This window comes from Shewanella algicola, assembly GCF_014648035.1.
GTDB classification, from domain to species: Bacteria; Pseudomonadota; Gammaproteobacteria; order Enterobacterales; family Shewanellaceae; genus Shewanella; species Shewanella algicola.
Genome location: NZ_BMQI01000029.1, coordinates 35158 through 58620, shown reverse-complemented (window position 1 = coordinate 58620; position 23463 = coordinate 35158). Strand labels below are relative to the sequence as shown.

The 23463-nt window shown below is 43.4% G+C and carries 20 protein-coding genes; 1 reads left to right on the top strand and 19 read right to left on the bottom strand.

The window, feature by feature from the left end; translation table 11 throughout:
* Window positions 1–71 precede the first annotated feature (71 nt).
* Together IEY42_RS13420 and IEY42_RS13415 are read right to left on the bottom strand one after the other, a co-directional pair.
* Complete coding sequence (locus IEY42_RS13420; protein WP_188925707.1) at window positions 72–434, bottom strand: hypothetical protein; 363 nt, start codon at window positions 432–434, stop codon at window positions 72–74.
* Between the two features lie 124 nt (window positions 435–558).
* Window positions 559–942: a hypothetical protein gene (locus IEY42_RS13415; protein WP_229780052.1), complete on the bottom strand. Its 384-nt coding sequence runs from the start codon at window positions 940–942 to the stop codon at window positions 559–561.
* A gap of 230 nt (window positions 943–1172) precedes the next feature.
* On the opposite strand from IEY42_RS13415, the gene IEY42_RS13410 reads away from it, so the two are divergent.
* Complete coding sequence (locus IEY42_RS13410) at window positions 1173–2144, top strand: integron integrase (RefSeq protein WP_188925706.1); 972 nt, start codon at window positions 1173–1175, stop codon at window positions 2142–2144.
* Window positions 2145–2632: 488 nt separating this feature from the next.
* Here the strand turns inward: IEY42_RS13410 and IEY42_RS13405 are convergent, their stop codons facing one another.
* The 17 genes from IEY42_RS13405 to tsf all read right to left on the bottom strand — a co-directional run bounded on the left by IEY42_RS13405 (window position 2633) and on the right by tsf (window position 23367).
* Window positions 2633–4222, bottom strand: coding sequence for a M28 family metallopeptidase (locus IEY42_RS13405; RefSeq protein ID WP_188925705.1), 1590 nt, complete (start codon window positions 4220–4222; stop codon window positions 2633–2635).
* 148 nt (window positions 4223–4370) lie between these two features.
* Entirely contained in the window at window positions 4371–5864 is a 1494-nt protein-coding gene (gene tilS / locus IEY42_RS13400; protein WP_188925704.1) for a tRNA lysidine(34) synthetase TilS, read from the bottom strand.
* Window positions 5865–5873: 9 nt separating this feature from the next.
* On the bottom strand, window positions 5874–9350 hold the full coding sequence (gene dnaE, locus IEY42_RS13395) for a DNA polymerase III subunit alpha (RefSeq protein ID WP_188925703.1): 3477 nt from the start codon (window positions 9348–9350) through the stop codon (window positions 5874–5876).
* Window positions 9351–9460: 110 nt separating this feature from the next.
* Window positions 9461–10090, bottom strand: a complete 630-nt coding sequence (gene rnhB / locus IEY42_RS13390; protein ID WP_188925711.1) for a ribonuclease HII — start codon at window positions 10088–10090, stop codon at window positions 9461–9463.
* Window positions 10091–10107: 17 nt separating this feature from the next.
* Complete coding sequence (gene lpxB, locus IEY42_RS13385) at window positions 10108–11262, bottom strand: lipid-A-disaccharide synthase (protein ID WP_188925702.1); 1155 nt, start codon at window positions 11260–11262, stop codon at window positions 10108–10110.
* An 8-nt stretch (window positions 11263–11270) separates the two neighbouring features.
* The gene (lpxA, locus tag IEY42_RS13380; protein WP_188925701.1) at window positions 11271–12041 is read right to left on the bottom strand and encodes an acyl-ACP--UDP-N-acetylglucosamine O-acyltransferase; all 771 of its coding nucleotides are present in this window, start codon (window positions 12039–12041) and stop codon (window positions 11271–11273) included.
* A complete protein-coding gene (gene fabZ / locus IEY42_RS13375) occupies window positions 12038–12499 on the bottom strand; it encodes a 3-hydroxyacyl-ACP dehydratase FabZ (RefSeq protein ID WP_188925700.1) in 462 nt (153 codons plus the stop codon). The genes lpxA and fabZ overlap by 4 nt, the downstream gene beginning before the upstream one ends.
* A gap of 30 nt (window positions 12500–12529) precedes the next feature.
* Window positions 12530–13555 carry a UDP-3-O-(3-hydroxymyristoyl)glucosamine N-acyltransferase gene (gene lpxD / locus IEY42_RS13370; protein ID WP_188925699.1) on the bottom strand — a complete coding sequence of 342 codons (1026 nt, stop codon included), beginning with the start codon at window positions 13553–13555 and terminating at the stop codon, window positions 12530–12532.
* 5 nt (window positions 13556–13560) lie between these two features.
* A complete protein-coding gene (locus tag IEY42_RS13365; protein WP_188925710.1) occupies window positions 13561–14058 on the bottom strand; it encodes an OmpH/Skp family outer membrane protein in 498 nt (165 codons plus the stop codon).
* 64 nt (window positions 14059–14122) lie between these two features.
* Window positions 14123–16606 carry an outer membrane protein assembly factor BamA gene (gene bamA, locus IEY42_RS13360; protein ID WP_188925698.1) on the bottom strand — a complete coding sequence of 828 codons (2484 nt, stop codon included), beginning with the start codon at window positions 16604–16606 and terminating at the stop codon, window positions 14123–14125.
* Window positions 16607–16637: 31 nt separating this feature from the next.
* A complete protein-coding gene (gene rseP, locus IEY42_RS13355) occupies window positions 16638–18008 on the bottom strand; it encodes a sigma E protease regulator RseP (protein WP_188925697.1) in 1371 nt (456 codons plus the stop codon).
* A gap of 12 nt (window positions 18009–18020) precedes the next feature.
* Window positions 18021–19211 carry a 1-deoxy-D-xylulose-5-phosphate reductoisomerase gene (gene ispC, locus IEY42_RS13350; protein WP_188925709.1) on the bottom strand — a complete coding sequence of 397 codons (1191 nt, stop codon included), beginning with the start codon at window positions 19209–19211 and terminating at the stop codon, window positions 18021–18023.
* 5 nt (window positions 19212–19216) lie between these two features.
* Entirely contained in the window at window positions 19217–20074 is an 858-nt protein-coding gene (locus IEY42_RS13345; RefSeq protein WP_188925696.1) for a phosphatidate cytidylyltransferase, read from the bottom strand.
* Window positions 20075–20093: 19 nt separating this feature from the next.
* Window positions 20094–20918 carry a polyprenyl diphosphate synthase gene (gene uppS, locus IEY42_RS13340; protein WP_188925695.1) on the bottom strand — a complete coding sequence of 275 codons (825 nt, stop codon included), beginning with the start codon at window positions 20916–20918 and terminating at the stop codon, window positions 20094–20096.
* A gap of 81 nt (window positions 20919–20999) precedes the next feature.
* Window positions 21000–21542, bottom strand: coding sequence for a ribosome recycling factor (gene frr, locus IEY42_RS13335; protein ID WP_275974619.1), 543 nt, complete (start codon window positions 21540–21542; stop codon window positions 21000–21002).
* Window positions 21543–21708: 166 nt separating this feature from the next.
* A complete protein-coding gene (pyrH, locus tag IEY42_RS13330; protein ID WP_188925693.1) occupies window positions 21709–22446 on the bottom strand; it encodes a UMP kinase in 738 nt (245 codons plus the stop codon).
* A gap of 69 nt (window positions 22447–22515) precedes the next feature.
* Window positions 22516–23367: a translation elongation factor Ts gene (gene tsf / locus IEY42_RS13325; RefSeq protein WP_188925692.1), complete on the bottom strand. Its 852-nt coding sequence runs from the start codon at window positions 23365–23367 to the stop codon at window positions 22516–22518.
* Window positions 23368–23463 lie beyond the last annotated feature (96 nt).

Below are 23463 nucleotides of genomic sequence, written 5' to 3'. Positions count from 1 at the left end.
TGCGGAGCCGCATGCAGGGTGGTGTGGGGGCTGGAGGCTAGATACCTCCGGCTACCCGATTAGTTGCCCGACTAGATATAAACAAGATCACCCTCAACGAAACCAACTGCAACACACTGAGCTTCTATCAATTTATATGAATTACCAAAATCAGAGGTCAAATATTCTTTTACCATTGTTACAATGTTCATCAGGCCATTTTCCCAACTTGAGGCAAAAATTTCACTGGAAACTTCAATGCGTCTATTATCTGGAACCCATTCTTCCCCACATGCCCAATCATCATCACTCAAAGAGAAACGCTTCTCGCCAATCAATTCTATACAAAAGGGGAATTCATACAGGTTAAAATGAAACGCGATTATATCACTTGGAATATTCTTACCTAACTGCCTATTGACCCAATTGCTAAAATCTTCCTTGTTTTGAATCATCTGTATAACTCTCCCTGCAACTAACGCCGCATTAAGCGGACAAAAATAGTGGGTTAAAATGTGTAGCGAAGCGAAACATAACCCACTGTTTTTGTTCCGTTTAAATGCCTTGTTAAATGTATTTCTAATCGAATGGAGTGAATTGAATGTCATATCCATGCGGGTTTTCTCTAGGTGGCTCTTCTGGCTCAGTCGCATATATTTGAATTTCGCCTGTTACTTCAAAACCAATTTGGCTACCAATACTTTTCACCATATAAGGTGGTTCATCTATATCAGTAGCCCACACTTTGATCCCCATAATGGCATTACCTTTAGGACAAGAGAACCCTTCTGCCATTTCACCGCAAACACCTTCTGCTAAAACGGTGTAGTGAGTATATGGAGTTGTTTCTTTTCCATAACGAAGCTTTAATTTCCAATCACTATCATCACTCATACTTTGCCCTTGAACACTTGTCGCAATAAACATTAACGTGATTAGAGCGAAGAAATTAGGAATATTCATATACATTTAACAATTTTATAGTGCGTGAAGGGCGCATCTTTCTACCGATGTCACGCTCATGTATTAATAAATCTATTTTTAACAAATAACGTAATGTATTGCCAACTATAATTTTTTTATTGATGCTAAAGAGATTCAGAAAAAAAAGTGCGCTCGTCGCTCATTTTCTTGAATATGGGAGCATAACAACCACACTGTATACTTATACAGTTACTTATACTGGTGATGACATGAAAACGCGCTCTCCATTTTTAAATTATATCGCTGATTATATGTTGGTACGTCAGTACTCATTACGTACCGTGGATACGTACCTGAAATGGATTGCATCTTATATCCATTTTCATGATAAGCGCCACCCCGCCTCAATGGGAGACAATGAAGTCGAACGCTATCTAGAGTACTTAGTATTAAAACAAGACGTTGCACCACGAACGCAAGCCACGGCACTCAATTCCTTGTCATTTCTGTACAAGCACATAATAAAAAAAGAGCTTTCGTTAAACTTAAATTTTGCCCGCAGTAAAAAACAAACAAAACTACCTGTAGTTATGACGCCACAAGAAGTTAAGCTGCTTATGACTCACTTAAATAAGCGTTATTACCTTATTGCAGGCCTTATGTACGGAAGTGGTTTAAGAGTAATGGAAGCGGTACAATTAAGAGTGAAAGATATTGATTTTGATTACAAGTGTATTCAAGTATGGAATGGCAAAGGTAATAAACACCGCATTGTAACGCTGGCCACCGAGCTAATTCCTATGCTGAGAAATCAAATTCTGCAGGTTGATGACTATCTAAAACTTGATTTAAATAATACGAAATATGCTGGCGTATGGATGCCTTATGCTTTAACAAAAAAATATCCTTCTGCCTCAAAATCACTTGCGTGGCAGTATTTATTTCCCTCACATATATTAAGTACAGATCCTCAAAGTGGTGAAATAAGACGACATCATTTTCACCATTCGTGTATAAGAAAAGAAGTAAAAAAAGCCGTTCAAAAAGCGGGATTAACAAAAATAATAACACCGCATACCTTGCGTCATTCATTTGCAACGCATCTATTGCAAAGTGGCGCCGATATTCGCACCGTTCAAGCACAATTGGGCCATTCTGATGTCAAAACCACACAAATATATACGCATGTTTTGCAACAGGGAGCGAACGGTGTTGTAAGCCCATTAAGCAAAATTTTCTAGTTAGCGAAAAATGCGTTAGCGGAACGTCCGCTTTGTAGAATAAAGCTAATAACATTAAACGACTTGAACCATCTCTTGTTTGCTCAAAGTCGCCATTGGAGCATTTACTTTAACTTATTTTGAGGCAAAAACGAGTTAGTTTTCTTGACTTGGAAATGGTGTGATTCAACTCTGAACTTGAGGACGTTGAAGACTCTTTATAAAAGAATGCGTAAAGCTCACATGGAGGTGAGCTTAGCTTTCGCGGTACAGAGTGTACCATCGGAACCGTTGTTAGTTTCCTCTAGGTCTGGTGTGAACGAAGCGCTACGACGTTGGTGGCCACAGGCCATATGTATCAGCCCATGTAGAGTGGAACCTTGCGCACTTAATTCAAACGAAGTTTGAAAAAGCCTGGTGTGGGTGAAGCGCCACGACGTTAGTGGCCGTAGGCCATATCTAATGAAAAAGAAGGCTTTCGCCTCCTCTCTTTATCCAACTAGCTAACACTACTTACCGTCCATCGCTCGACGTTTTTTAAAGTCAGATTCTTCGAGCCATTTTGGCCAGTCGTTGTTGTTGGCAAGCTTTTCAATAATGTCACTGATTAAACCGAGGTCTTGCTCGACTCCGCCTAAATTCCAGCTGGCATCATAATCGTCAGCATCTTGATGATATTTATGAGCAATATAATCTGGGTCTGTATCACCTAGGCTCATAAACATTAACCCTGGCACTCCTTGTTGGGCTAAGGCAAAGTGGTCTGAGCGGAACATAAGGCCGTTTTGTGGACGAGGGTCTGCTTTTACTGTGCGCCCTTGTGCTTTAGCGGCATCATCTAAATAGGTCTCTAACTCTGACACGCCCTGGCCGTAACGCAGTATGTAATTAACTCCTTTGCCAACGTTCATGCCGTCAATGTTTAAAAACGATACGAGTTGTTTGGTCGGTACAGGAGGATTGGCAGCAAAGTATTGCGCACCAATAAGGCCTGTTTCTTCTGCGGTAAAGGCAGTAAACAATATAGAGCGTTTAGGAACTTTGTTTTGTGCTTTGAAATGACGCGCTAACTGTAATACTCCGGCAACACCTGAGGCATTATCGACAGCACCGTTATAAATGCGCGTTTTGCCATCTTGCACTGTTTTGCCTAAATGATCCCAATGCGCATGCATAATAACCCATTCATCGGCTTGTGAACTGCCAGGTAAAATACCAGCTACGTTATAAGAGGTGGCCAATTCGATTTGGTTTTTGAGGGTTAAGTTGGCTTTAAGTTTAAGGGGTATCGCTTTAAAACCTGGCTTTGCGGCGGTGAGTTTCAGAGTGTCGTAATCAAGGCCTGCTGCGCTAAAGATTTTTTGTGCGCCGTGATGTTGAACCCAGCCCATGACACCGATGTGAGATTGATTTTTGTGGTTATCCACTAAAGTATATTTGGTATTGGTGTTGCTGTTTTCAACGACGTTCCAGCCGTAGGCTGCGGGTGCGGTTTCGTGCACAATAAACACCGCTTTGGCGCCCTGCCTTGCTGCTTCTTCGTACTTGTAAGTCCAGCGGCCATAGTAGGTCATGGCATTACCTTTAAAAATATCAGGGTCTTGAGTGGCAAAACCTGGATCATTGACCAGCATAATCAGCGTTTTACCTTTCACATCAACATTGGCGTAATCGTTCCATTTATATTCTGGGGCATTGATACCGTAACCCACAAAAATAACGTCGCTGTTGTCTAATGACACTTGTGGCTGAATTTGTTCGGTGCGGGCGGTAAAGTCGCTGCCATTATTTAGCACCACATCAGCAATGGTTAGCTGCATGGTTTGATCGGCAGTTATTTTAGCCATAGGCACTGCTTGACGGTAGCTGTCGCCAAAACCCGGTTTGAGCCCTATCGCTTTGTATGCTTTCTCTAAATACTCAACGGTCAGTGTCTCGCCCTTAGACAAAGGCCCACGACCTTCAAATTCATCACTGGCGAGTGTTTCTACATCTTGGCGGTAGGTTTTTTCATCAAACTGAAACGGCGCGGCATTTGCGCTTGGTAATAAAAAAACACCACATAAGGCTATTAAACGAAAGGTATTCACAGACAACATCCTTTGTAAATAATTAAGAAAATTTATTGTAACAATGACTAGGCATTAGAGCGGACTTCATCCTGCTAGAACACTGCGCGACGATAAAGACTAGGCAAACCAATATAGTCTGATGCGATAATCAGTGCTAGTGCTTTTTCATCGCTATTCAACGGGTTGTCAAAAGCGGCAAGCTAAGCCCGGGTTGGCCTGGTGCTGCTAGGTAACGTTTGTCTATCCATAATCCGATAGCGGCAACTAACACATCACCGTAAAAAATTAATGGAATTTGCTGACGACGCCATGGCGGAATATGACACTCCTGCCAAAGCTTTTTAAGCTCACGCGGTTTGCTGCGCTGCGATGTGGCAAACTGTGGCTGACATTTAATTGCACCAGTTGCACCATACTGCACAGTGATTTGTGCTTGATCTAAAGGCAAGGCAAGTAACGGCGTTACTGATGTTGGAATATCTTGTTGTGCAAGCTCTTGCGCCTGAATTTGCACACTAAATGGCAGCTGCCCTATTTTGCCCGAGGCTTGATTTAGCTCGCCTGCTAATACTGCGCGAATATCATTTTCAAGCTTTGTGGCATCGACAGGTTCAAGCGCTTGATGGGTTAATACATAAGCCGCATTGGCAAAGCGTTTAACCTGATAATCGCCCCATTGAATGGCCACATTGGCATCCTCTTTGGCCTCGATCAATTGCAACAATATTTGCTGTAATTGCGATTGTGATGGCAAATTAACACCACAATGTTGTAAATAACCGCGAAATAACAATGCTTGCCATGCAGGCGTTAATTGGCTCAAGTGCCCCAGTTTAAACCCACTAGACTCAGTGATTAACCCATCGATATCGGTGGGTAGAGTTAACCACTGGGGTAAGCGATGACTCACTTCATCATCAATCACTTGTTGTTGCTGTGCACACAATGCGGCGCTTCTTGCTGCTGTGGTGGCAATACTTGGCCAGCGTTGTTTTAAGCGAGGAATAATCTCTAGGCGTAAAAAGTTACGGTCGTAACTGTCGTCTTGATTACTCTCATCTTCTATGTGGCTTAATTGGTATTGAGTTGCAAATTGCTCTATTTGTAGACGGCTAATGGCTAACAGCGGTCTAAGCAACCAGGATTGCTTATATAATTGCATGGGCGCCATCGCGCCCAGGCCTTTGGGGCCCTGACCACGTTTTAATGCCAGTAATACGGTTTCGAGTTGATCATCTTGATGGTGGGCGGTAAGCAAGATATCGCCAGGATTAAGGTAGCGCTCAAACGCTTGATAACGCGCATCACGCGCTTTGGCTTCTAAGCTTTCCCTTGGGCCTTTTTCTACCTTAACCCGCTCTATTTGTACCGGCAGTTGGTAATGATTCGCACGGCTAATACAGTGCTCAACCCACACATTAGCATTAGGGCTTAAACCGTGATGCACGTGAATAAGCAAACATGCAATGTGTGGATGTTTTTGGGCAAAGGCACTTAAACCAAACGCTAAGACCTCAGAGTCAACACCGCCACTGTAAGCCAGCACTAACTTAGGCGCATGCTCATTGAGTTGTACACCTTGTTGGTACAAAGGTAGCACGCTATTTTCTAGCAAGGTTAATAGCTGAGCGGTTGTTATATTGTCTGACTTCTGCGCGGCATGAGTCATGATATCTGCCTAATTAAACGTAATTTTAACGTTATGTGAACCGAGCATACTTTCAAGTGATAGCATTAATTCATCACTTGGGTTGACCCGCCATTCATCACCTAAAGTGATCTTACCGCTGGCTTCTGGTTTAACATAATTAATCACCACTGGCACTGCGCCATTACGCCATGGCGTTAGGGTTTGTTCAAATGTATCTAACCACTCAGGGGTGACATCATTGCCTTGAACATTAATTTCAACCGCTTTGGCAAAGTGACTGCGCGCTTCACCAATTTCTATCACATTACGGGCATTCATGCGGTTACCACCCGAAAAATCATCAAAGCTGACATCGCCTTCACAAATGAGAATGCGATCTTTTTCTAGCAAGTGACCAAATTTTTCAAATGGCTCGGTAAATAGCATGATTTCGAGACGCGCACTTTTATCGTCAAGGGTAACCAGACCCATTTTTGAACCACGCTTGGTGATCATCACTCGGGTTGCCACCACTAACCCAGCCGCTTTAACGGTTTTGCCCCGCTCGGTTGGATGAATGTCTTTTAAACGGCCATTAGTGTATTGCTTGAGCTCTTTTAAATACTGATTAATCGGGTGTCCGGTTAAGTAGAGCCCTAAGGTTTCACGTTCGCCTTCTAACCAAATTTTATCAGGCCATGGCGTGCATTGAACAAAGTTTTGCTTGCTGTCTTCTGGCTCGCTATTAAGCAAACCAAACATATCATGTTGGCCAATCGCCTCAGCTTTGGCATGCTGAGCTGCTGCGCTAATGGCTTCGGGTAATGTTGCCATCATTGAGGCGCGATGTGGGCCTAGGGTGTCTAATGCCCCTGCTAGAATAAGTTTCTCGATGACGCGTTTGTTGAGCTTTTTTAAGTCGACACGAGCACAGAAATCAAATAAATCGATAAAAGGGCCGTCTTTTCGAGCTTCTAAAATCGAATCAACAGGGCCCTCGCCCACGCCTTTAATGGCGCCAATGCCATAAACAATATTAAGGTCGTCATCGACGGTAAACTTAAACAAGCCTTTGTTCACATCAGGCGGAATAAGCGGTAAGCCCATGCGCTCGCATTCATCAACTAGGGTAACGATTTTATCGGTGTTATCCATGTCGGCAGACATTACCGCAGCCATAAACTGCGCCGGATAGTGGGTTTTAAGCCACAATGTTTGGTACGACACTAGGGCGTAAGCGGCCGAATGCGATTTGTTAAAACCATAACCCGCAAACTTTTCTACCAGGTCGAAAATTTTCATCGACAGCTCGCCGTCGATGCCATTGTTGATAGCGCCTTCTTTAAAGGTGCCACGCTGTTTGGCCATTTCTTCCGGTTTTTTCTTACCCATTGCACGACGGAGCATGTCCGCGCCGCCTAGGGTGTAACCAGAAAGTACCTGAGCAATCTGCATAACCTGCTCTTGATACAAGATAATGCCGTAGGTAGGTGACAGTAACTCTTTTAACGATTCGTGTTGATATTCAGAGTCTGGGTAAGACACTTCTTCACGGCCGTGCTTACGTTCGATAAAGTTATCAACCATGCCCGACTGCAGCGGCCCTGGACGAAACAGCGCCACCAATGCAATCATGTCTTCAAAACAATCTGGCTGTAGACGTTTAATCAAGTCTTTCATACCGCGGGATTCGAGCTGAAATACCGCAGTGGTTTCGTAGCGTTGCAACAACCTGAAACAAGCAGGATCGGCAAGCGGGATGGATTCGATACGAACCGGCTCTTTACCTTCTTTAACTTGGCGCGGATTAATCATCTGCAATGCCCAGTCAATAATGGTTAAGGTCCGTAATCCCAAGAAGTCGAACTTAACTAAACCGGCGGTTTCAACGTCGTTTTTATCAAATTGGGTAACCGGGTTTAAACCTTCTGCGTCGCAATATAATGGCGCAAAGTCAGTGATCCGTGTGGGGGCAATCACCACACCACCGGCATGTTTACCCGCGTTACGGGTGACCCCTTCAAGGCGGCGACACATGTCGATTAGCTCTTTTACGTCTTCATCTGCAGCGTAAGCTTCAGGTAGCGCTGGCTCAACCTCAAAGGCCTTGGCCAATGTCATCCCAGGTTCTGCTGGGATCATTTTTGTTAAACGTTCAACAAAACCGTATGGATGGCCTAATACTCGGCCAACATCGCGGACAACCGCTTTGGCCGCCATGGTTCCAAAGGTAATAATCTGTGATACCGCTTCTCGGCCATATAGCTCGGCTACGTGGTCAATCACCTCGTCACGACGGTCCATACAAAAGTCGACGTCAAAGTCGGGCATCGAAACACGTTCAGGGTTTAAGAAACGTTCGAACAGTAAGTCATACTCTAACGGATCAAGGTCGGTAATTTTAAGTGCATAGGCCACCAGCGACCCCGCACCAGAACCACGGCCTGGCCCGACAGGAATACCGTTATCTTTACCCCACTGAATAAATTCCATTACGATAAGGAAGTAACCCGGGAAACCCATCTGGTTAATAACTTTGAGTTCAACTTCGAGACGTTCATCGTACTCACCACGCTTTTCAGCTCGTACCTGTGGATCAGGAAATAAAAACTCGAGTCGCTCTTCTAAGCCTTTTTCAGACACATCAACTAAAAAGTCTTCAATTGATAAATCCCCGGTAGGGAAGTTAGGTAAAAAATACTCGTGTAATCGTATGGTGACATTACAACGCTTAGCGATTTCGACAGAATTTTGTATCGCCGAAGGGATATCGCTAAACAGTTCGCACATTTCATCTTGACTGCGTAAATACTGTTGGTCGCTGTAGGTTTTAGGACGACGAGGATCCACAAGGGTAAAACCATCATGAATTGCCACACGAATTTCGTGAGCTTCAAAGTCATCTTGCTTTAAAAATACCACCTGGTTAGTGGCAACAACCGGCAAACCTCTGCTTGATGCAAGCTCAACTGCCATGTGCAGGTAGCGTTCTTCGTCGGCGCGCCCAGTGCGAATTAATTCTAAATAATAGCGGTCGTTAAAGTGTTGTTGGTAAAAGCTCACCAAAGCGTCAACCTGGTTTTGATTGCCTTTTAATAACGCCTTACCAACATCACCTTCTTTAGCACCCGATAAAATAATTAAACCACGGTTAAATTTAACCAGCCAATCTTGATCAATCACCACCCGGCCATCAATTTGACCACGTAAGTAGGCTTCACTGATTAATTGAGTCAGGTTTTGATAACCTTCGTTGTCCATCGCAATAATGGTCAACGCGCAAAACTCTTTTTCAAAACCTGGCGTTTGCACCCAAAAGTCGGCACCAACTATGGGTTTTATCCCCGCGCCATGGCAACCACCATAAAACTTTACCAGGCCACAAAAGTTGTTTTGATCGGTTAACGCTATCGCCGCCATGTCGAGGCTTTCTGCCGCGGCAATAATGGGCTTAACTTTTGCGACGCCGTCTGACATCGAAAAATCACTGTGAACGCGTAAATGAACAAAACGAGGATCGGACATAGATTAATTATTCTTCGAAAAAGATGAATGAAACAACACGAAAAAGCGGGATTTAGACTATCAAACTAAGCTACTTTCTCCAATGATTAAGTCGGTTATTGTCTTTAATATCAAGATTTATTCTGAAGTAAAATACGTTCAGCAACCGGTTTAAAGCTTTTACGGTGCTCAGGCAATACTCCGTGCAATGCTAAAGCCTCAAAATGGGCTTTAGTTGGGTAGCCTTTGTGTTTAGCAAAGCCATATTGAGGATATTGTTGGTCTAACATATCCATTTCAGCGTCGCGGGTCACTTTAGCAATAATAGAGGCCGCACTAATGGCTGCCACTAAGCCGTCACCTTTAATCACGGCATGGCTAGCAATACCAAAGTCAGGTACACGATTACCGTCGACGAGCACGCGGTGCGGTTGAATACTTAATCCGGCAACTGCACGTTGCATGGCTAACATGGTGGCATGCAAAATATTAAGCTCATCAATTTCTGCCGGGCTAGCTCGGCCAACACTGACACTCAGCGCGTTGTCGATAATATCTTGATATAAAGCATTACGGCGTTTTTCACTGAGCTTTTTAGAGTCGTTTAAGCCAGCAATAGGCTTATTGGGATCTAAAATCACTGCCGCTGTCACCACGTCGCCCACTAATGGGCCACGGCCAACTTCATCAACGCCAGCAACCACACCTTGTGATATCAAATTGACTTGTTCAGGTGTGATGTTTTTTATCACTACCGGCATAGTATCAAGCGTTATCATTAGGATTGTCCTGTTACCAATAAAGCATCTACAGCATCTGCTGCACGCTCGCTGGCATTGCATTTAAGTAGCTGGTGCAATTGCTCAAATCGGGCATTAAGCGGCGCAAAATCTTTATTAAGCTGATCAATTATCGCGTCTGCAATTAATTGTGGTTGGCAATTTGCTTGCATCAATTCAGGCACAATAGTTTCATTTGCCAGTAAATTAGGTAATGAATAATTGCTGATGCTCATCATTCGAATGGCGATAGCATAAGTTATCGGGCTAACACGGTAAGAAACCACCATAGGACGCTTAACCAGCATCGCCTCTAAAGTGGCAGTGCCAGACGCTAATAAAATACAGTCTGCGGCCGCCATCACTTCACGAGAATGACCATCAATAAGATGAATTTCTAAATCAGGAGCATATTGCTTTAACGCTTCAGTAAATTGTTGTTTGCGCGCCTCATTAACCAGAGGCGTCACTAACTTAATGTCTGGATAGGCCTGTTTAACCAATACTGCTGCTTTAATAAAAGGCTCGGCAAGCTGGGCTAATTCACCCCCGCGAGAACCAGGCAACACAGCGAGGTATTCAGCCGTTGGCTCAAGACCTAACTCTGCACGAGCGGCTAATTTATCACTGTACATTGGAATATCATCAGCCAATGTATGGCCAACAAATGTGCAAGGAACCTGGTGTTTATCGTAAAAGGCTTTTTCGAACGGCAATAAAGACAGCACCATATTGGTGGCTTTGGCTATTTTAAAAATGCGTTTTGGACGCCACGCCCATACAGAAGGGCTAACGTAATGCACGGTTTTAATGCCTTTGGCTTTTAATTTAAGCTCAACACCAATATTAAAATCGGGGGCATCGATGCCAATAAAGCAATCAGGTGCGAGTTCGGTAATCTGTTTGATCAGACTTGAACGGATCTTGAGTAAACGTGGCAAGCGTGACAGCACTTCGACCAGGCCCATTACGGCTAACTCTTCCATTGAAAATAGGCTTTCAAAACCGAGCGCTTGCATACGCGGACCACCAATACCAATGAAACGGGCATCAGGATGGCGTTTTTTAAGTGATTTAACTAAGCCTGCACCTAAAATATCGCCGGAGATTTCTCCGGCGACAATGGCAAATATTTTTTGAGATCGTTGAGTCATCGTGTCTTCTATCGAATAATACCGCGACCAGGATGATTAATAAATTCCATAAAGGCTTTTACATTTTCATCTTTTTCAGCCATCTCACTGACTTCAGCGTTGGCTTCTTCAATGGTTAAGCTTTTACGGAACACTGCTTTATACGCATTTAAAATCGCACGCTGGCTTTCTTTAGTAAAGCCGCGACGTTTTAAGCCTTCAAGGTTTAATCCACGTGGTGCGGCAGGAGAACCCGCAGCCATCACAAATGGCGGCACATCTTGTAATATAAGAGAGGCACCCGCAGTGAAAGCATGATTACCAATGCGAACAAATTGATGCACACCTGTCATACCGCCAAGAATAACCCAATCGCCGACATGTACATGGCCAGCAATTGAAGCATTGTTAGCCATGATCACATTATTACCCACAACACAGTCGTGAGCGATATGCACATAAGCCATAAATAAGCAGTTTGAACCAATACGGGTTTCGTGATTGTCTTGTGTTGTACCACGATGAATGGTGACAGATTCGCGAATGATATTGTTATCACCGATAATTAAGCGTGTTTGTTCGCCAGCATACTTTTTGTCTTGGCACTCTTCACCAACGGATGCAAATTGAAATATACGGTTGCCTTTACCAATCACGGTTGGGCCTTTAACGACCACATGAGAACTTATCCATGTGTCGTCGCCAATTTCAACATTTTCGCCAATGTAGGTCCAAGGGCCTATCGTCACATTTTGCCCGATTTTGGCAGTTGGGTGAACAAATGCTAATTTATCTATCACTTTTTAATCTCTCTACGTGCGCACATAATTTCTGCAGAACAAACCAGTTCCCCATCAACTAATGCTTCACCAATAAATACACCTATGCCACGGCGCTCTTTGATCATTTTGACGTGGAAATGTATTTGATCGCCTGGCTCAACGACACGTTTAAAACGCGCCTTATCGATACCAGCAAAATAGTACAATACGTCTGGAGATGGCTCTGTGCTCATGGTTTTAAACGCGAGTAAGCCTGTTGCTTGAGCCATTGCTTCTAAAATCAATACACCCGGCATTACCGGCTGAATTGGGAAATGGCCCTGAAAAAATGGCTCATTAATAGTGACGTTTTTAATCGCATGTAGTTGCTCACCTTTGGTGAAATCAAGAACACGATCGATTAACAAAAATGGATATCTATGAGGTAGATATTTAAGGATCTCTTTAATATCCATGGTGTTTAATTGGTTTGACACACTACATTCCTTAATCAAGGCAGAATTGGCTTATTCTTCGCCTTTGGTACTTTTCTCGAGCTGTTTAACTCGATTAAATAATTCATCTAATTGACGGAAACGCACAGTGTTTCGACGCCATAGCTTGTTTTCCATTGCAACCGTCGCAGATGAATACACGCCTTTGTCACGGATGATACTGGTTACGTTAGTACCGCCAGAAACATGCACACCATCTGCAATGCTTAGATGGCCAGCAATAGCCGTATTACCACCAATAATACAGTATTTCCCAATTTCGGTACTACCTGCAATTGTCGTGCTACCTGCAATAGCAGTATTTTGACCGACAATGACGTTATGGGCAATTTGAATTTGGTTATCGATAATCACACCATCATGAATTTCAGTATGAGATAACGCACCTCTGTCGATACTAGTACATGCACCAATTTCAACCCGGTTACCGATACGGACACCACCAGTTTGAGGGATTTTAACCCAGGTGCCACGCTCATTAGCGTAACCAAAACCGTCAGAACCAATCACAGTACCTGATTGCACGAGACAATGTTGTCCGATATGCACATCATGATACACAGTGACGTTAGCCCATAGACGAGAATCTGAACCAATAATGCTGTCTTGGCCAATAACACAACCGGGACCGACTTGAACATTTTCGCCTAAAATAACACCTGCTTCAATCACCGCATTTGCACCAATAGCAACACCCTCTCCAATAATGGCTGAAGGATCTATACTCGCAGACGGATGAATACCCAACGCTTGTTTAGGTGTGATATCGAGCAGTTGTGCCACTCGGGCAAAACTCACATAAGGGTCTGCAACAATTAATGCATTGCCTAGATAAAATTCAGCTTCTTTTTCGCTTAGCAATACCGCGCTAGCTTGAGTTGCCTCAAGCTGAGCACGGTACTTACTATTGGCTAAAAAAGAGAGTTGACCTTGGACCGCATCTTCAAGAGTAGCAACACTGGTGATTTCCACTGTCGCATCACCTTTAACCGTTGCGTTTAATTGCTGGCCAAGCTCTTTTAAAGTCACTTTTTGCATATTACTTATTTGCCTTTGCTTAAGGCTTCAACCACTTTGCTGCTGATGTCAGCTTCTGGCTTAACAAAAATAACTGCACCACGTTGTAACACTAGGTCGTAATCTTCTTTACCAGCAATGGTATTTATCGCTTGTTGAACTTGAACTAATAGTTTGTTTTGCTCTTCACCTTGACGACGACGCATGTCTTCATCCAGTGCTTTGCCTTTTAATTGGAAATCAGACTTTAATGATTCCATTTTACGTACTAAATCAGTTTTTTGTGTGTCGCTCATTAATGCACCGTCACGTTGTTGTTTTTCAACTAACGTGCGCATTTCTTCCTGCATTTTTTGAACTTCAGCGACACGATCACCAAATTCAGTTTTTAATGACTTTGCAATTTGCTCGCGCTGTGGCAACTGCTCAAATACTTCACCCATGTCAACCACTGCGATTTTTTCAGCGTGAGCTAGCATAGGTGTAGCAAGAAATGCCAATGTTACTAGTGCGCGATTTACCATCTTTTTCAAAGTAGACTCCTTTTAAACTTGTTGTTATCAGCAAAACTTGCCGAGTGTATTTGTTTTAGAACGTTTTGCCAATATTGAACGAGAAAATCTCTGTTTCATCGTCTTCATATTCTTTGATTGGCCAGGCTAAACTGAATACCATTGGCCCCATAGGCGACAACCACTGTACGCTCATACCCCATGATGCCCGAATACGCTCAGGGTCGCTATAATCACTTAGCTGATTGAATTGATCAGCAGGTAAATAACGATAGCCATCGTAATCAAATTCAGTATCCCACACGTTACCGGCATCAACGAAGAAGCTGGTACGTACTGAGTTGGTATAAGCCTCATCTAAGAATGGCGTTGGCACAATCATCTCAAAACTGGCGGTTGCGATTGCGTTACCACCAATAGAGTTACCTTCACTCACATAAAGAGAGTCTGGGTCACCAGGCAAGCTACAACCATCGGCTGATGGATCTGGCGAACAAGGCTCACTACCACGGTAGAGATAAAATGAACGCGGGCCGACTGAGTTAGACTTAAAGCCACGTAGTGAACTTGAGCCACCTGAGTAGTAGTTTTCCCAGAACGGTAAAATTTGATCGTTGTCTTTAAAACTACCATAGCCGTTAGCGTAACCTAAACGCGCACGCGCCAAGAACACAAATCCGTGTTGACGGGTTAACGGGAAATAGAAATTCGTTTCAAAGTCGGTTTTAAAATATTGTAAATCCGACCCTGGTACCGTCATTTTACCGCTTAAGCGTTGAGATGAACCGTCTGTAGGGAACGTACCGCGGTTAAGCGTACTGCGGTACCAACCAGCGGTCAATTCGAAGTTATCAAAACTTAAATCAGCATCTACATCATCAGTTTCACGGTAAACATTATAAAAACGTTTTGCTTGTTCATATGATGAGATTTCAGAAATCGTGTTATGACGATAACCAATACCACCATTTAAACGGTTAGATTCGTTTACTGGGAAGCCTGAGTTAAGTGCAACACCATAAGATTTATTCTTATAACGCTCAAGGTTAGCTTCATTTGCATCAAACTCATTCCAATAAATGCTTCCGCCTAAACTGACACCGTCTTTAGTAAAATAGGGGTCGGTATAAGACAAGGTCGCACTTTTTGAATATTTGTTGGTGTTAATGCTCACACCGGCTTGGTTACCGGTACCAAGGAAGTTATTTTGTTCAACACCAAACTGTAAGCTAACGCCTGATTCTGTACCGTATCCCACACCCGCATTGAACGAACCTGATGGTTGCTCTTTTACAGTCACCGCTACATCAACAAGATCGTCACTGCCAGGCACTTGAATGGTTTCAGTTTCAACCGTTTCAAAGTAACCTAAACGGTTAAGACGAGTTTTAGATTGTTCGATTTGCGCTGAGTTTAACCAAGCCCCTTCCATTTGACGCAATTCACGACGCATCACTTCATCTTTGGTTACGGTATTACCGGTAAAGTTGATAGAGCGAACATAAACACGTTTTCCAGGCTTAACATTGATGTTGAGAACAACTTCTTTGTTTTCATCATCAATTTCTGGATAGGTTTTGACTTCTGGGTAAGCGTAACCAAAACGGCCAAGGTATTTACTGTACATTTCTTCGGTGAATGTCACATCTGCACCGTTGTACATATTGCCGGGTTTAATTGGCAAAATCGATTTCATTAACTCTTCACGGCCCATAAGGTCGCCCACTAAGTTAACGTCCTTAACCTTGTATTTTTCGCCTTCATTAACGTTAATTGTGATGTACAAACCTTTACGGTCTGGGGTCATCGCAACCTGAGTAGATGTCACTTCAAAACGAATATAGCCTTGGTTGTGATAATACGTCTTAATGGTTTCTAAGTCGGCTTGTAGTTTTTGCTTTTGATAGCGACGCTCGCCGAATAAATCCCACCAGGCAACAAAGTCTTTAAGCTCAAGCATGCTAATCAGCTCTGAGTCAGAAAATACGGTGTTACCTACTACGTTAATTTGACGAATTTCTGCCGCTAGACCTTCAGTAAACTTAAATTTAAGTTCAACACGGTTACGCGGTAAATTTATGATTTGCGCTTCAACTTTAGCGCCATACTTACCCACGCCGTAATAGAAATCTTGCAGGCCTTTTTCAATGCCTGACAACATCGTTCTATCTAACGACTCACCCGATTTAACACCAGAACCATCAAGACTTTCTTGTAGCTGTTCGTCTTTGATGTCTTTGTTGCCTTCAAACGAGATAATGCTGATGGTTGGACGTTCTTTGACACTCACATACAGAATGCCATTTTCATGACTAATACTGATGTTTTCAAAGTTGGTCGAACCATACAGGCTCTTAATGGCTTGCTGTAATTTAACTTCATCTATCGTGTCACCCACTTTCACAGGCAAACTTAATAGCGCTGCACCGAGAGCAACTCGTTGCAAACCTTCTACTTGAATGTCGGTCACTTCAAAAGGTTGGAAAGACTCTGCCCAACCATTCCCTGAAAAAGACGCGCCGACGAATAACATCGAGGCAAAAATTTTATTCAATCTCATAGAGCACTTCTAATTATTTGTCTGTCCTTGCTCAGAGTCGGGCAAAATCGTTGAATAAGGCTACGCCCATCAACATTAGCAGCAAAGCTGCGCCAAACCTGAAACCTATTTCCTGTACTTTTTCCGGTACAGGCTTACCAGTAATCACTTCTACAAAGTAATACAGCAAGTGTCCACCATCGAGCACTGGCAAAGGCATTAAATTAATGATGCCTAAGTTAACGCTGATGAGCGCGATAAACCCAAGAAAGTACACTAACCCATAGCTTGCACTGGCACCTGCGCCTTGTGCAATCGAGATAGGACCACTTAAGTTTTTCACCGACACATCGCCGGTAAATAATTTTCCAATCATCTTGAAGCTGACGACAACGAGTTGCCACGTTTTGTCTGCTGCCGCGATGAGCGAATCTACTATGCCATACTCAAGTTCAAAGCGCATATTATCAGGCCAAGGTGCTTGAGTTGGGCTTATGCCAACAATACCAATGGTTTTCCCATCTGCGTTTTGTTGTGCTTTAGGTGTCACATCGACATTGATAACTTGGCCATCACGTATCAATGTCATGTTGATTGTTTTATTTGCTGATGTTTGTACCACATCAACAAAAGCATTCCAATCACTGTAAGGGTTACCATTAATACTGGTTAAGGTGTCTCCCACCTGTAAACCCGCTAGCTCTGCTGCGCTGTCAGCACTAACAACAGCAATGGTGGGGTCGATGCCTGGGCGGAAAATATGTAAACCTAACGAGGTGATAGGAGAGGTTTTTTCTGGGTCGAATACCCAATTACTGGTATCTAACGTGACTGTCTTTGTCGGCATATCCATGCCCGACAAGGTTGCTAGCGGGGCGATGGTTAAATCAAGACTGCTGTCTCCAATGTGTCCGACTAAAGCCAGGTTAACTTCTTCCCAAGTGCGAACATTTTGACCTGACACAGCAATAATCTGTTGTGGCTCGACCACATTGATGATGCCTGCTGGACTGTCTAATGTGGTGCTATCGATAACCGGTTTAAGCGACGGAGTCCCAATCATGTACATAATGTACAAAGCAATAATGGCAAAAATAAAGTTGGCAATGGGTCCGGCAGATACAATAGCAATACGTTGCCATACCGTTTTACGGTTAAAAGCCTGGTCAACTAATTCAGCTGGTACATCTTCAACCCGCTCATCGAGCATTTTAACGTAACCACCGAGAGGGATCATCGCAACGACATATTCGGTACCGTCTTGGCCGACTTTGCGCCAAATGGCTTTACCAAACCCAATAGAGAAACGTTCCACTTTGACGCCACAACGGCGAGCGACCCAAAAATGGCCGTATTCATGAGCAGTAATTAAAATACCCAATGCAACGATAAATGAACCAAGGCTCCACAAAAAATCTATCATTATTTCCCTGAATTAATTAAGTGTTTTAATTACTGACTTCGCGGTTACACGCGCCTGCTCATCGAGCTGTAAAATATCTTCAATGCTGGCTAGTCGAGTTTGTTGTACCGAATCTAAACAGCGATAATTAACATCCGCTATGTCAGTAAAGCGTATCTGACCTTTTAAAAATGCATCAACAGCAATTTCATTGGCTGCGTTCAGTACTGTCGTGGCTTCTTGGCCTTGTTCACAAGCTTGCATCGCTAACTGTAAACATGGAAAGCGGCTAAAGTCAGGCTCACAAAAGCTTAATTGTCCGACTTTGAAAAAGTCTAAAGGTTCAACACCTGCGTGAATTCTTTGCGGATAGCTCATACAATGAGCAATTGGAGTACGCATATCTGGATTTCCCATTTGTGCGATAACCGAACCATCTCGATACTGCACCATGGAATGAATCACACTCTGTGGATGAATCACCACTTTTAGCTGTTCTTTTTGAGTGTTAAACAGCCAACGAGCCTCAATAAACTCTAAGCCTTTATTCATCATAGTGGCAGAATCTACTGAGATTTTAGGGCCCATAGACCAATTTGGATGATTACAGGCTTGAGCCGGTGTCATGGCACTTAAGGTGCTTAGATCGGTTTGTAAAAACGGGCCGCCTGAACCGGTTAATAAGATATGTGAAATGCCATGTTGGCCAAGGTCGCAATAGCCAAGTTGCCCCTGAACTTGCACGGGTAAACATTGAAAAATCGCATTATGCTCGCTATCGACAGGTAGCACGGTAGCTCCTGAGGTTTTAGCTGTGTTCATAAACAATTCGCCAGACATCACGAGCGCTTCTTTATTGGCCAACAGCACACGCTTACCCGCCTTTACGGCATCAAACGTAGGCACCAATCCTGCAGCCCCAACAATGGCGGCCATGACCGTATCGGTGCGACTATCGGTAACGAGTGCATTAAGCGCCTGTGCGCCTGTCGTTACCTCGGTAACACAACCGGCTGGGAGCTGGGCTTTAAGCTGCATAGCAGCGTGCTCATTAACCATATGTGCGTATTGCGGCTGATGTTGTAAACATAGTGACAGCATCTTATCGACACTGGCATTGGCTACTAGAGCGTAAACATTAAATTCAGTCGGGTTGTTCGCTATCACACTGAGCGTACTTTCCCCTATGGAGCCTGTTGCTCCTAATATCACCATATTTTGCATTGGCATTACATCCACATTGCAATATAGATAAAGGTAAACACGGGAAAAGCCGCCGTTAAGCTGTCGATGCGGTCTAAAATACCACCGTGGCCAGGTAAAATGGTACCTGAATCTTTAATGTTGGCAGCACGCTTAAACATGCTTTCAGATAAGTCACCAAATGCTGAGGCCAATGCAGTTACTAACGTCACAGCAACCAGTAACCCAAGCTCTTGCTCAGGTGCAACATACATTACGCCAGCAACCACAACCATGGTAGTAATCAACCCGCCTGCGAGGCCTTCTAAGGTTTTAGCTGGACTAACGCTTGGCATCAACTTGTGTTTACCTAGCGTGCGGCCCGCAAAATATGCACCGGTATCGGTAGCCCATACCACTAGCATCACTAAAAATACCAGTGCGCCGCCATAGTATGGATCGACATTGCTACTTAACGATTTAAGTGCAATTAATGAGGCAAAACATGGCACCAGTGTTAGCTGTCCAAACATAGACTTTAACATTGGGCTGGTTTTCCAAAATTTGGCACTTTTAGGAAAACTAAACACCAATACCGAACTGACCAACCACCAAAACACACCAATAGTTATGATTGCCAGGTACATTGGGTGTAATTGGCCTTTAAACCACAACACATCAACTGGTACGGTTAAATTAAGCGCTATAAGCAAGAAACCTAACGTGGCCGTAAAAGACCATTGAGTCGCATTGCATTGAGGGTCAATAAAACTGCCCCATTCTTTTGCTGCAATTAAAAACACTGGTACTAAAACCCATGCAAAGTAATTTGCTGGTAGTAAAAATATCGCCCCGAGTACAATTGGGATTAACCACAATGCTGTTATTATTCGTTGTTTTAGCAAAAACTAATCCTCTTAAATTTTATATTGCGCGTATTTCTTCGATTTGACTCCCAGTCAAACCAAAACGGCGCTGCCGACTAGCAAAAATGACAAGTGCATCGCGAAATGCTTGTTCATCAAAGTCAGGCCACAGGGTGTCAGTAAACACCAATTCGGCATAGGCGGCCTGCCACAAAACAAAGTTACTAATGCGGTAATCACCGCCTGTGCGGATCATTAAATCAACTTCGCTCTGATTTTGCATGCATAAATGTTCATTTAGTGCATCTTCAGTCATCTGACTGCTGCTGATTTCACCAGTTGCGACTTTTTCGGCTAATTTTTGTGCCGCTTGTAAAATATCCCAGCGTCCACCGTAGTTAGCGGCCACATTCAATATTAAGCCTGTATTAGTTGCCGTTTTTTCTTGTGCGGCGGCAATTTGCTTTTGCAAACGCGGTGAAAATCGGCTGGTGTCGCCAATAATATTGAGCTTAACTTGGTTCTTATCAAGTAATTTCAATTCGCGCTGCAACACCGTAAAAAACAGCTCCATTAATAAGCTGACTTCTTTGTCTGGACGACGCCAGTTTTCACTCGAAAAAGCAAACAGCGTTAATGATTTAATCCCTAGCTGGCTGGCAGTGCTCACTGCACGACGTACCGCTTTAACACCGGCTTTATGGCCAAACACTCGGGCTTTTCCCTGCAGTTGGGCCCAGCGGCCATTACCATCCATAATAATCGCAACATGCTTAGGTAGAGATTGTTTTACAACATCAGATAATTGTCCCGGCAGCAATTGCGAAGCGACTAACTCCGGATCTGCATTTGGATCTGATTCAAACTCAACTGTAGATGACATCTACGGCAATCCTTTATAAAAACAAACGCCGTGTAGTATACCCTTACACGGCGTGTTAACTCTAGCGTCTATGTCGAGAGATTATACTTCCATCAACTCTTTTTCTTTGACCGCTAAAATGGTGTCGATATTTTTGATGTAAGAATCTGTGTGTTTTTGCACTTCGTCTTCGCTACGACGCACATCATCTTCAGTACACTCTTTGGCTTTTTCAAGTTTTTTAACTTCACTGATGACATCACGACGTACGTTACGGATAGCAATACGCCCATTTTCAGCTTCGTTTTTAACCACTTTGATAAAGTCTTTACGGCGTTCTTCAGTCAATGCGGGTAACGGAATACGTAACGTTGCACCGGCTGTCATAGGGTTTAAGCCTAAATCAGAGCTCATGATGGCTTTTTCTACTGCTTGAACCATAGTACGGTCAAACACAGTGACAGATAATGTACGCGAGTCTTCAACACCGACGTTACCGACCTGGTTAAGAGGCGCCATAGAACCGTAATAAGAAACTTGAATAGAATCTAATAAACTTGGGTGTGCACGGCCGGTACGAACCTTAGCCATTTGGTTTTTAGTCGCATCAACGCATTTACCCATGCGCTCTTGCGCATCTAACATAATAGTATCAATCACAATAATTTCCTTTTTGTCACAAATTCATGTGTGCTCGAGCTTTGGTCTAAGAATGACACAAGCAATAAAACAGCTCAAACAGTTAATTTACACTTTGATAAGAATAAATATTATTTGGTATAACTATTTTTTACTTTTGTGAATAGGGTCTTTAAGCAGGCTGTTTACTGTTAATAACAGTACCTTCGTCTTCACCCATAATCACGCGGCGAAGTGCGCCAGGTTTGTTCATATTGAACACTAAAATTGGCATATCATGATCACGAGCCATGGTAAATGCTGCAAGGTCCATTACTTTTAATTCTGATTCAAGGACTTCGGCATAGCTTAACGTGTCATATTTAACCGCTTCAGGGTTTTTCATTGGGTCAGCAGAGTAAACGCCATCTACTTTAGTCCCTTTTAATACCACTTCAGCTTCAATTTCAATTCCGCGTAAACACGCTGCAGAATCGGTCGTGCAAAAAGGATTACCAGTACCTGCAGCAAAAATCACTACACGGCCCGATTTTAATAAGCTAATCGCTTCAGCCCAATTATAGTCATCACACACACCTTTTAACGGAATGGCTGACATTAGGCGAGCATTAACATATGCACGGTGCAAGGCATCACGCATGGCTAAGCCATTCATTACCGTTGCCAACATACCCATGTGATCGCCCACCACGCGGTTCATGCCTGCTTTTGCTAAGCCTTCACCACGAAACAGATTACCACCACCAATGACCACACCAACTTGAATGCCGAGTTCAACAAGCTCTTTTACTTCTTGTGCCATACGATCAAGTACTTTTGGGTCAATGCCGAAGCCTTCTTCGCCCATTAATGCTTCACCGCTTAATTTAAGCAGAATACGTCTAAACGCTGGTTTTGGATTGGTGCTCATAATTTTCGTCCTGATTATAACAAGACCGCAGCGGTTGCTGCGGTCTTAGGGTACTTAGAGAAAAAGCGATTACGCTTTTTTAGTTGCAGCGATTTGAGCAGCTACTTCAGCAGCAAAATCTTCTTCTTTCTTCTCAATACCTTCACCAACCTCTAAACGAATGAAGTTAGCTACTGTTGCTTTTTTCTCTTTAAGAATTTCGCCTACAGTTTTCTTAGGTTCCATGATGAAAGCTTGACCAGTAAGAGAGATCTCACCAGTGAACTTCTTCATACGACCAGAAACCATTTTTTCAGCGATTTCTTGTGGCTTACCTTCATTCATTGCGATTTCTACTTGTAGAGCTCGTTCTCTTTCAACAAGATCTGCAGGTACATCTTCAGGATTAACAAATTCAGGCTTAGAAGCAGCAACGTGCATAGCGATATGCTTTAACGTTTCTTCATCAGCTTCACCAGTAACAACAACACCGATACGGTCGCCGTGACGGTAAGAAGATAGGTTAGTACCATCGATGTATTCAACGCGACGAACGTTGATGTTTTCACCGATTTTGGCGACTAAAGCAACACGCGTTTCTTCAAACTGTGCTTTAAGATCTTCAATAGTCACTTTAGATGCAGCTGCAACGTCTAACACTGCGTTTGCGAAACCTAGGAAGTTTGAATCTTTAGCAACGAAGTCTGTTTGGCAGTTAACTTCTAAAAGCGCAGCGAAACCGTCGCCGTTCTTGATTAGAATTGTACCATCAGCAGCGATGTTACCTGCTTTTTTAGCAGCTTTTGCAGCGCCGCTTTTACGCATGTTATCAATTGCTAATTCGATGTCACCGTTAGTTTCAGTCAGTGCATTCTTACAGTCCATCATGCCAGCGCCAGTGCGGTCACGAAGTTCTTTAACTTGGGCAGCAGTAATTGCCATTGTTAAATCCTCTATTTTAATTCGTCTAATTATGCATTTATAAAACAGGGGCCAAAAGGCCCCTGTTCACCAATTATCTATTGGCAAATAAGGGAG